Source organism: Bartonella sp. AA83SXKL, assembly GCF_042196965.1.
Classification (GTDB): domain Bacteria; phylum Pseudomonadota; class Alphaproteobacteria; order Rhizobiales; family Rhizobiaceae; genus Bartonella.
Genome location: NZ_JBHIRG010000026.1, coordinates 1 through 10,629, shown reverse-complemented (window position 1 = coordinate 10,629; position 10,629 = coordinate 1). Strand labels below are relative to the sequence as shown.

10 protein-coding genes, 1 tRNA gene and 3 pseudogenes are annotated in these 10,629 nt (G+C 33.8%); 4 read left to right on the top strand and 10 right to left on the bottom strand.

The window, feature by feature from the left end:
- Window positions 1–288: 288 nt before the first annotated feature.
- The gene (locus tag ACFINO_RS08270) at window positions 289–525 is read left to right on the top strand and encodes a hypothetical protein (protein WP_375643462.1); all 237 of its coding nucleotides are present in this window, start codon (window positions 289–291) and stop codon (window positions 523–525) included.
- Between the two features lie 554 nt (window positions 526–1,079).
- A pseudogene (locus tag ACFINO_RS08265) lies at window positions 1,080–1,595 on the top strand (hypothetical protein).
- Between the two features lie 210 nt (window positions 1,596–1,805).
- Here ACFINO_RS08265 and ACFINO_RS08260 read toward each other — a convergent pair.
- Window positions 1,806–1,985 carry a hypothetical protein gene (locus ACFINO_RS08260; protein WP_375618712.1) on the bottom strand — a complete coding sequence of 60 codons (180 nt, stop codon included), beginning with the start codon at window positions 1,983–1,985 and terminating at the stop codon, window positions 1,806–1,808.
- Between the two features lie 523 nt (window positions 1,986–2,508).
- Here ACFINO_RS08260 and ACFINO_RS08255 point away from each other — a divergent pair.
- Window positions 2,509–2,711 (top strand): annotated as a pseudogene (locus tag ACFINO_RS08255) (single-stranded DNA-binding protein); the annotation flags it as partial.
- On the opposite strand, the gene ACFINO_RS08250 reads toward ACFINO_RS08255, so the two are convergent.
- From ACFINO_RS08250 to ACFINO_RS08225, 6 genes are all read right to left on the bottom strand, one after another.
- Window positions 2,705–3,271, bottom strand: a complete 567-nt coding sequence (locus ACFINO_RS08250; RefSeq protein WP_375633212.1) for a biotin transporter BioY — start codon at window positions 3,269–3,271, stop codon at window positions 2,705–2,707. The pseudogene ACFINO_RS08255 and the gene ACFINO_RS08250 sit on opposite strands and share 7 nt — an antisense overlap.
- Before the next feature lie 257 nt (window positions 3,272–3,528).
- Window positions 3,529–4,086 carry a biotin transporter BioY gene (locus ACFINO_RS08245; protein ID WP_375655415.1) on the bottom strand — a complete coding sequence of 186 codons (558 nt, stop codon included), beginning with the start codon at window positions 4,084–4,086 and terminating at the stop codon, window positions 3,529–3,531.
- A 15-nt stretch (window positions 4,087–4,101) separates the two neighbouring features.
- A complete protein-coding gene (locus ACFINO_RS08240) occupies window positions 4,102–4,740 on the bottom strand; it encodes an energy-coupling factor transporter transmembrane component T family protein (RefSeq protein ID WP_375655414.1) in 639 nt (212 codons plus the stop codon).
- Window positions 4,737–5,417, bottom strand: coding sequence for an energy-coupling factor ABC transporter ATP-binding protein (locus ACFINO_RS08235; RefSeq protein ID WP_375618715.1), 681 nt, complete (start codon window positions 5,415–5,417; stop codon window positions 4,737–4,739). Before ACFINO_RS08235 ends, ACFINO_RS08240 begins: the two co-directional genes overlap by 4 nt.
- Before the next feature lie 40 nt (window positions 5,418–5,457).
- The gene (locus ACFINO_RS08230) at window positions 5,458–6,885 is read right to left on the bottom strand and encodes an amino acid permease (RefSeq protein ID WP_375633217.1); all 1,428 of its coding nucleotides are present in this window, start codon (window positions 6,883–6,885) and stop codon (window positions 5,458–5,460) included.
- Window positions 6,886–7,981: 1,096 nt separating this feature from the next.
- Complete coding sequence (locus ACFINO_RS08225; RefSeq protein ID WP_375655413.1) at window positions 7,982–8,185, bottom strand: SlyX family protein; 204 nt, start codon at window positions 8,183–8,185, stop codon at window positions 7,982–7,984.
- Window positions 8,186–8,640: 455 nt separating this feature from the next.
- Between ACFINO_RS08225 and ACFINO_RS08220 the strand changes: the two genes are divergently transcribed.
- Window positions 8,641–8,716: transfer RNA gene (locus ACFINO_RS08220), tRNA-Thr, on the top strand.
- A gap of 100 nt (window positions 8,717–8,816) precedes the next feature.
- Here the strand turns inward: ACFINO_RS08220 and ACFINO_RS08215 are convergent.
- The 3 genes and pseudogenes from ACFINO_RS08215 to bet form a co-directional block, all read right to left on the bottom strand.
- The gene (locus ACFINO_RS08215; RefSeq protein WP_100129129.1) at window positions 8,817–9,020 is read right to left on the bottom strand and encodes an AlpA family transcriptional regulator; all 204 of its coding nucleotides are present in this window, start codon (window positions 9,018–9,020) and stop codon (window positions 8,817–8,819) included.
- Between the two features lie 78 nt (window positions 9,021–9,098).
- Window positions 9,099–9,722: pseudogene (locus tag ACFINO_RS08210) on the bottom strand (lambda exonuclease family protein).
- A gap of 1 nt (window position 9,723) precedes the next feature.
- Entirely contained in the window at window positions 9,724–10,533 is an 810-nt protein-coding gene (gene bet / locus ACFINO_RS08205) for a phage recombination protein Bet (protein ID WP_375655412.1), read from the bottom strand.
- Window positions 10,534–10,629: the final 96 nt, after the last annotated feature.

Sequence of the window (10,629 nt, the reverse complement as noted above, 5' to 3'; positions counted from 1 at the left end):
AGAGCCGCACCGGCTTCTGTCAGCCCTTGGGCTTTATAATCCCAGTCTTTAAATTCAGCCTTAACTGCTTGCCAATCAACTTTCCTTACAAATCTTAATCAACCCAAAGAAATAACCTGAAATAGCAGTGTGTCGTATGGAAAATTAAAAACAAAAACCGAATGAAGAAAATGCACTTGAGACTTGCCTATGGCTTCACTGGTTTATTGCTGTAAAAGCTTCAAATGATGATATCTCTAATACTTTTTTCGCTTGTTCTCTTGTGGTAGCTTCCACAAGCGAAAAGATATGGACGATGACACCTCTTCTCAAGCTTATCAAACTGAACTCAAAGGTATTTCCTTATTGATTTTGAAAGAGTCCTTAAAACGCATTTTGCAGAGCAACGTAGAAAGCATGTCTAAAAAAATCATTCCAAAAGCAACAGATTTTTCTAAGTATTGTGAAGAGATTGAAAAAGATCTTCTTTCACGAACCAAAACTCTTCATAAACTAATAATAGGAGAGTTTAAAATAGATTTCTAAAAAATAGCAAAATAGTGAAAAGTGCTGATCATTTTTGGATTGGATATGCATTTAAAGAGTGATTAAAAAGTTTTTTTAATGTACAATATATTTCTAGAAGCCAAAATGGCTCTATAGTATCAAATTTATAAAGTAAATAAATCCATTAATACAAATTAAGGATTTTAGGATACACGAATTTCAAAATATTTGTTTTTTTAAAACATGAATAGCCAGCATCAGCACAAAAAATGTTGCGGCAGTTATGAGTCACTTTCATGTATTTTTGAAATAACAGAGCTTTTCTTTAATCTTTATGAAAGGGTTGCCAGTGCTATGGGCTTTTTTGAAAGGTGGATTTGGGTATCAAAATGCAAGCGAGAGTTTGGGATTATGGAGCTCTGTGTTTAAAGCTATCATCAACTATAGATAAATCATAAACGAGGTTAACTAAAATATTAAAAGCAACTGGATGCAATAGAAGACATTGCTATTAAAATAAAAGATAGATTGTATTTTTATATCAGAAAATAATTTAAGAAATTGAGATCATAATTTTTCCACAGGAAATAAATATATTTACAAATAAGCAGCTAAGAACCTTGTTTGGCATTATAACTTTTATATTTTTATGTTTTTTAGGAATTAAAAAAATCTTGACTTTATTCAGAGTATTTTGACATTCGCGTCTGTTTCTTTGGTAATAGTCACAACGGTTTTTGAAATTTTATGCAATTCTAATATTCCTTCTGAATTGCAGAGCACCCCAAAATATAAAGATGATGATACAACATGTTGGGTGAAACTAACACGTGATTTACAACAGTATTTGCACAGACTTTTAAAGCTAATAAGTTTAGCGCTTGTCGTTTTAATTTTCCCAAATAGTTATAAAGAAACGGTTTCTTTACCTGTCATTTCTAGGTATGTGGAGTACAAGCTTTCTTTTCCATTGGGATACTGTACTTTGGTACTCAGATATTGCTCTTTGGTATTCCTTTTTAGTTTGTGTATTGTTTCTTATGTTACGTACACGCAGTTTAATAAATATATCTATTTACACACTACAGTGCTCAGTTAAAAAGCCATAGTAAAACTTCCGATTTTATAAAACTGTTTAGATTAAATGGCGTTGTCTCTTCTCAACGTTCATAGATGAAATCAACAAGGAGATAAAAAAACTATCGAAAGCAGTTTGATACTCTTTGTCGCAGGAAAGAGGTCAACGCATTGAACGAAGCATGGCATCACGTAAAATGGCGTTAATCCGCATTTAATATCCTTTCCCTTGACTTTTAAAGTCACGCTAGCACGTCTGAATCCACACGCACTGTTGTAACAGTTTTGGGTGATTTATAGAATGGATTGAAAACGGCGTTTTTCCAGAACACATCATTGAGTGACGGAATATCTCTATGATCAATTGCACTATCCGACATTACAGCCAATTTATCAATTTCAACTCTCTGTTCATCTGTCAAAGGTGATAAGTTACCTACCTCAATTTCATAACGAACTTTCTTCTTTATAACGTTTCCTTTCTTTCAAATTGGCTCGCCGTGCTGAAATAATACGGATTACCTCTATGCCATCTTTATCGTCATGGACAATATGCGCTACGAATAGTAATAAAAAACCTCCACAAGCACTAAAGCTTGCTAACCATACTCTCCATTTTCAATACGGTCTTGTTTAGCCATGGAGAATAGATCAGAAAAAACATATGCAGCTATTTCAAAACTTTACACGGTACTTTCTAAGATTACTTTTTGTTTTAGCTTCATCCCATTCAACTCTTATTTTTATACCTTATATTAATACATTTATAAGGGTATTATATACATCAAGAGTTTTAGATGAACACTTAATTATCCATGTTTTTGTACAATTAATATAATTTAATACTTTAAAAATTAGTGATTAATTAACTAAAAATATTAAAAAATAATAAATTATTCTAAGGCTTTATGCATATAATATGCAAATCGAATAAAACTTACAAGCCTGTTAAATAAAATAATATTAATTGGCTATTTAGGGGCTGCTCCTGAAAGCAAAAATGAATTTTGGTGCCGAAACATTCAATTTTCGTATGGCTACCTCTGAAAGCTATGCAGAAAAATACCAATAAAAAAGTAGACAAAACAAAATGGTATTCCGTGATGCTTTTTAATCTACATACATTTGGAAAACTTGTTCTTCAGTACAGAACTGCCCCTTTTTCCGAATGAATGAGAGGAACGGTTTTTTTAATGGTCAACGCTACAAAGGATGCAATCAGCACTTTCAAGAAACCACTAACCAAAAAACCTAATGAACTTATTAAAACTGTCAGCAAAGGAACCTGTGTCATATACGCTACCCATGGTATTCCAAAAGAATAGACTATCCCAATGCCACCCACAGTATTTATCACAAATAATATTATAAAATTTAACCGCTGCCAAAATAATTCTACCATAAAGCCAATAAAAAATGCAGCAAATGGAAAACTAATCAGATAACCACTCGTAACTCCTGAAAAAACACTAATTCCACCACGACCACTAGGCAATAGAGGTAACCCAATCGCAATAAGAGCAAGGAAAAGAAGTGATGCTAAAGCTCCCCTTTTCGCTCCAAGTATAGAGCCTGCTAACATCGGAGCCATAGACTGAGCTGTAATAGGGACACCCAGCAAAAAAGGAAGATAAATAGGAGGAAAAAGACTCAAAACAGCGTAAATAGCGGCGAATAAAGCAATATAAACTAAATCTTTTGTATTCACTGAATTATTCCTTCACTAGGGAAAAGCTTTCGTTATTGTTGTACAATTAATAAAAAGTATCAGATTTATAAAAGTACACTTTAAATGCCTTAGATATAGAGAAAAATACTATAATAATTTATTTTAATAATATCACTTATATGAATCATATTAGATTCTATAATGTTTAAATACATCATAAATTACTATAGTTAAATTCAATAATAGTGATATACGAATATTATATAACAACAGCATAACAAAATAATGCATTTATTTTAGTTATTATGCTTTGAATGAATGAGAGGAAAAGATCTTTTAATCGCGAGTGCAATAAAGGATGCAATCAACGCTTTTAAACAATCGCCTATCAAAAAAACTGATGAAGCCATTAAAACATTCAGTAAAGAAACTTTGGTCATACAAGCTGTCCATGGAACACCAAAAGAATAAACTATCCCAATGCCACCGACAGTATTTATCACAAATAATATTATAAAATTTAACCGCTGCCAAAACAATTCTACCATTAAACCAATAAAAAATGCGGCAAATGGAAAACCTATTAAATAACCACTTGCAATCCCTGAAAAGACACTGATCCCACCGCGACCACCAGGCAACAGAGGTAATCCAATCGCAACAAGAACAAGAAAAAGGAGTGACGCTAAAGCACCCCTTTTTGCCCCAAGAATAGACCCTGCTAGCATCGGTCCCATCGATTGAGCTGTAATAGGTATCCCTAGAAGAAAAGGAAGATAAATAGAAGGGAAAAGGCCCAAAATAGCATAAACAGCGGCAAATAAGGCAATATAAACTAAATCTTTTGTATTCATTTGATTCTTCTTTCACTATAAAAAACTTTGATTATTATGAGATGCTGTATCAATGGTATCAGCATCATAAGAACGCGCTTCCAATGCTTCAGCCACTTCTGAAGCCATTCTTATGGTTCGTATAATTAAAGGTATCGCAAGAGCGACAATGTTAGTGTTAAGTCCCCGTGCTTGCTGTGCTTCATGTACCTCATTAAACTTTTCACTCAAAAGAGGAATAAACCTGATCGCCATAGAGATAACCATACTCACTTTTGATGGATTTATACTAAAACAACGAAAGGGCTGGAGGCCTGCTTCAATTGCATCCACCATATCTGAAACTTTTGTTGTGAATGAAATAAGTGATGATAAAGAAAAGAGGATAACAAGACGTAATATGACCTCAACCCCCGTAAACCAACCGCTAAAAATAGTTTGAAATACAAATAGAAGAACTAAAAGCAATCCCATCGATTTAAATTGCTTTATCGCAGTTTTGAAAGGGACCTTGGCGACTCTATAGAATAAGATGACCAACAACAAAAATAACCCAAGAAGCGCTATGGAAGAAACCATTATTATAAAAGTTCCACACGCCGTAAGAAATAATAACTTAACTCCAGGACTTAACCTATGAATAAACGTATCCCTTGGAATATATAAACCGATCATGACATTCTTCTTATATACTCCTTGATAGCAACAAAAGGTACATCATCAATTGCTATCTCCCCCTTATCAAAAACCAGCACTCTATCAAACTTTTTCAAAAACTCCAAATCATGCGATACAACTATTGCCGTTTGTGGTAATTCTTCTATCACTTGCGTAACGCGATGCTTATTTCGCAAATCAAGTAATGTTGTCGGCTCATCAAAAATAATGTAGTCTGGTTTCATTGCAACTACACCGGAAATAGCAACGAGTTGTTTTTGCCCACCACTTAATAAATGGACAGCGTGATTTCTGAAATCTTGAAGTTCATAGCGTTGTAAAATTTCATCTACACGCTCCTTAATTTCATCTTTATTAAGCTTTAAATTTTTGAGACCAAAGGATAAATCCTCTTCAACTAATGGTAAAACAATCTGATTATCGGGATTCTGAAATACAAATCCAACTTTACGCTTTACTGCTTTTGCATCGCGCTTGGTATCAAGCCCATCAACGCTTACAAAACCGTGAGATGGTAATTGGAGTCCATTAATAAGACGAACAAATGTACTTTTTCCAGAACCATTCGCACCTATAACAGCAATTCGTTTTTCGGTAAGCTGTACAGTAATATTTCTTAAAACACACAAATCACCAAAAACTTGTGTTACCTCATCAAATTTTATAGTCCCCAAGATTTATTCCAATCAATCCCTTTTATTAGCTCTTCTTTCTCTATCGTTTCAGTTTATAACCTAAAAGTAATAATAAGCACCATAGAGGAATAATAATGACTGCCAAACTCATATCAGGCATCTGTACAGGAATATATGTTTCAAGAAAAGGCACGCTTATTCCTATCATATCAAAAAGTCGAGTCATCAATCCATTTTGCCCAAAACCACTGATAAACATAATGCAAAATAATAAAGCAAGAAAGCAGAGACAAAGATAGTTAGCGTAAGGATATAAACCAAACGCATAAGTAAAGTTGCCTTTTCTGTTCTTATGGGCATTGCGAAATTTCAAATGAACAATAACAATAATAGCCCAAGTAATCACTGCTGCTGCAGTTGCAAGAGCCATGATCCGCATGAAACTATTATCAGGAACAAGAGCATTAACAACGACAATCAACACCGTACAGAATGATGAAAAAAGGATAGCAATATAAGGAACACGAGCAGCACTCAGTTTACTAAAAATATGTGGTGCATTTTTTTGTACAGCTAAACTATAAAGCATACGGCCATTAGAATAAATGCCACTATTGTAAACAGAAATAGCAGCCATAATCACCACAAAATTCAAAATATGACCAGCAGCAGGAATTCCTATAGTCTCGAAAATTGTGACAAAAGGACTACCATTTTTTCCAATCATATTCCAAGGGCTGATTATCATAATAATGCTGATAGAACCAATATAAAAAATTATAATCCTCCACATAACTTGACGAATAGCCGCTGGAATTGTTTTTTGTGGATTAGATGCCTCTCCAGCAGCAATACCAATAAGCTCTGTTCCTCCAAAAGAAAACATTACTACAGAAGTTGCTAAAACAACCCCTACTGCTCCATAAGGAAAAAAACCGCCATGGTCCCAAAGATAATGAATATTCGCTTGATTTTCCCCTAGTCCAGTGACAATGAGAAAAATTCCAAAAATAATCATACCAATAACAGCAGCCACTTTGATCAAAGCGCAAGCAAATTCAAATTCTCCATAAAAACGAACATTAAACAAATTAACAAATGTAACAAATAAAAGAACAATGAAAGATGTCTTCCAATGATCAATCAAAATCCAATGATCAAGGTAAAACCCTATCACTGTAAGTTCAGCCATGCTCACAAGAATATAAAGAAACCAATAATTCCAACCTGTTATGAAACCAGCTAATCTCCCCCAATATTTATAAGCAAAAAAACTAAATGCTCCTGAAGACGGTTCTTCTACTGACATTTCACCAAGCATTCGCATAATGAAATACATAATAAGCCCGCCGACAAGATAAGATAAAATAACTGAAGGGCCAGCTAATTGAATTGCCTCGGTTGATCCATAAAAAAGTCCTGTCCCAATAACGCCACCCAAAGCAATCATTTGAATATGGCGATTTTGAAGGCTACGCTTTAATTCCTCGTGCTTTTTTTCAGACATCATGCCTCACTACTTTTGTTGAACCTAACCTCAACTTTTATTGAAAAATTAGGCACCTCTTTCAAAAAACACAAAACAAACGTAAACTTATTTTCTTATCATAATGCAACTCCTTATTTTTTTGTGCATTATACGTATGTCCCGTTGAAGTTTTAAGAAAAAATATGCTCCACCCTTTATTTAAATTAATGTCCTTCATTTTCGTTACACTAACCATTATAGCATTGGTCATTGATAACACACACTCTGTAATCACATCACATTGGACAACAACCCCCTTTAATAAAATTTTAACAAGCCTTCTGCAAACAGATATCTATCACCTTAATCAATCTCTATGCAAGGTAATGCCTGATTTTCTGTCCTCAATTTGCATTACTCTCACTTATTTACCCGCATGGTCTATCTTTGGTGCTTTAGCAATAGTATTTTGTATCTTAAATTACGAAAAACAAAAGCCTTTTCACAAAATATCATATACATATAACGAAGAGTACATTTGATCTTGAAAAAAACTTCTAGAGCTCTCTGTACTATACACAACAGGTATCGCTTAGAGCACCTCACCCTATTAAAACAACTGAAAATCATTTGATCATCAGAATGGATTAAAACGCTTTATTATAAATATATGCGCTCAGTTATAAATTATACGGGCTCACTTATGATTTCTATAGATAATGATAACATTACTTCATTTGTATCAATTTAATAAAAACTAGCGAATAAACCTAACTCCCATCTATAGAAAACTCTGTACAGAAAAAACTTAACATATTGAAGTTCATATATTTTTATGGATGTTCCTTTATACTCTACAAAAACTTTTCTTAATTTTAGTACTAGAAATCACATATAAAAAAACGTCTTCTAATATCAGCACTCCTTATAAAATTGGAACTTCTTGAAATTAATGAAGAAGCTTATAAAAATTATTCTACAAGTCTAACAAAATGCGTTAAACAAAAACCAATCTGTAAATAATTGCAATTGTAATAAAGAATATTTCGCATCTTACTCCCATTGTGACATCCACCCTATTACATCTAAAAAAATCCAAGAGACTATTAGCAGAAAAATTTTAAGCATCTTCTCTCTATTGAGAAAATGGTAAAATAACAGCTTCAGTCACACTCTGTTCTTTTAAATCTGAAAATCGTTTCGCTAAAACATCAACTTTTTTAGATATCTCATCCAAACTTTTCCATTGATCAATTACCACTCGAGAAAGTTCCTCAATGAATTTTTCTTGGTAAACTAGCTTCATTTCTAGTTCTATCAGCCGATCTTCATCCGACATGATTTTTACTCCCTCTTAAATAAAAAAACGTGATTAATTTTATTAATCCTCCTCCCTTTTTCTTCCCATAAAAATGAGAAGTAACTTTTCAAATAATTCTACTCATCTTATTTGCACATTATAAAAGGTTTATGATGATCTTTATTTTCCCAATCACTTATACAACAAATTTCTTTCTTAAGAATCAGAAAATGTTTTTATCTTTACTAAGTTATCTTGACACCATTTTTCATCCTAAAGATCTACATTCCCAGCTTCTTAATTTAAGTGCTATCGTAAATTGGAAAGCATTTTATAGCATTAAGGTCAAAGAATACTTTCCTCTGACTTTTACATACTTCTCCTTCAAATTATTATCATATGTATAAATTATTGAAAAAATGCATTCTTGCTTTTATACGTACTTTTAGCTATTACCCTCAAATTAGTTTTGTTTCATTGACTTACAAACCTATGCCGCATTAGCTCAGTTGGTAGAGCACATCATTCGTAATGATGGGGTCGCTGGTTCGAATCCGGCATGCGGCACCATTTTTTCTCTTTAACCTATTGAAATATATAATTTTTTTATTTGATTTTCTATTTTTTAGACCACCTTTTAGTCCACCTCTTGTGGTTTATACAATTTTACTTAATTTGTTGTTATTTGCTCCGTATTTTTCTTTGGAGTAAAAGCTAGAATCTCTTTTTTTCTCCATCTCACTGCTCTTCCTAGCTTATAGGGTTGCGGAAACTCCCCTTGAAGCACCCAATTGCGAATCGTTGTGGTTGATACACTAAAAAGCTGTGCACATTCACGGGTTGTTACATATCTATCGCCATCATCAAATATCATCTCATTACCTTTCTATTTTTATATTACTTATTACCTAAATGGGTGGGGGTGCTGGGAGGAGAAAGCACCCCCATAGAGTCAAGCAGCTTTTGTCAAAATCTTTTGCATTTCTTGTTCTATCTCTGCTAAAAAGGCTTCGACCGCTTGATTAATCTCTTCAATTTGTTCTTCATCACGGTGAATGCGTTTGATTTTCATGCGTAAGTATGTTGATTACCTCGTAAAACGTGGGTCATAACTGATAAAATCACACCATTTTCGTCCCGTACAAGCCATTTGGAATTGCATTTGCGCGCTATATTCAGGCTTTATAGTGTCATCTATAAAGAAGCGTAAGTGGTTTGGTGATTGTGGACATTTGACTTCAACTAAACCGTCATCACCAACAAACCCATCAGGACTAGCACCAGCCATTTTGATTGTGGGGTGTTGTATGAAACCACACTCTATGATCTCTGTATCATAAATAAATGCATATTCTTTCAAGGCATCTTCTTCATGTTCAATGCCCCATTGCATAGCCGGAGTTGGATAAGATTGGCTTACTTCACCAGTTAAACGTTCTGTTATAAGTTTGATTTTGTAGTCTTCATATTTGCTTGTAGGCATTCCCTTTGCTGTTTTACTCAGTAGGTTGTAAACGTTTGAAGCGGTGACTTTTCCCAAGCGGGCTTGAAACCACTCTGCTGTTCTTTGTTCCATTTCACACCGCCGTTTGTTGTTGAGTTGGTACATATTCAATATCTTGGATATGAATGTATTCTGCTTCTTGTATAGGAGCGTCTATTTTCTTTTGTGATGAATGAGATTGCTCTGTTTTAGCTTTTTGCCTCTCTTGCAATATATCAAAAATTATTTTTGCTTTTTCATCAGGAATATCTTCAAGGCTCTCGACTTTTGCATAATCAAGTATCCTTGCTTCATTGGTTCCAGTTTCTTCAATTAATTCTTGGATTTGTATAAGCATGTCATGAGAAACAAGTTGTACTTGTGTGGTATTATTATTAATACGAGCCGCTTCATCTTCTTCATAAATGCCGGAAAAACCGAAAGCATAGCGTGCACATTGTATAGTTGCTTTATGACGTAACATACGTGCTGGATATTTTTTCCAAGGTTCACTTTTTTCTTGCACGCATTCATTTAAATATTCAGTGACTTCGATAGGGTTTTTAATGCCTTTAAGATGAATAGCACATTTAATGGCAATTAAACTCCCATCTTTATCGAGTTGATCTTGAAAAGTCATGCCATCAAATTTAGGATTAGATTTAATGATCTTAATCCATCCATCAATAGAGACAACAGGGATAATACCGCCGCCTTTTTTAGGGAACGCATAGATTTCTTTTGTTAATGGGTTTAATCCATAAGTATTTGCAACCGAGATAAAAGCAGCGAATTCTTCATTAGAGAAGTTATGATTGATACAAGTTTTGATAATTGTTTTACGAAATTCATCATGAGAAAATCCATATTTTCTTGCCATGGTTGTTAAAGAAGAACTTGTCATTATTGTTTTCCTCCATTGCGCGCAATTCCCCCGTGGCGTGAATCACGCTGGTGTTTAAAAGTTGGTTTGGTTGTTAGAGTTTGGATTTTATAGGCT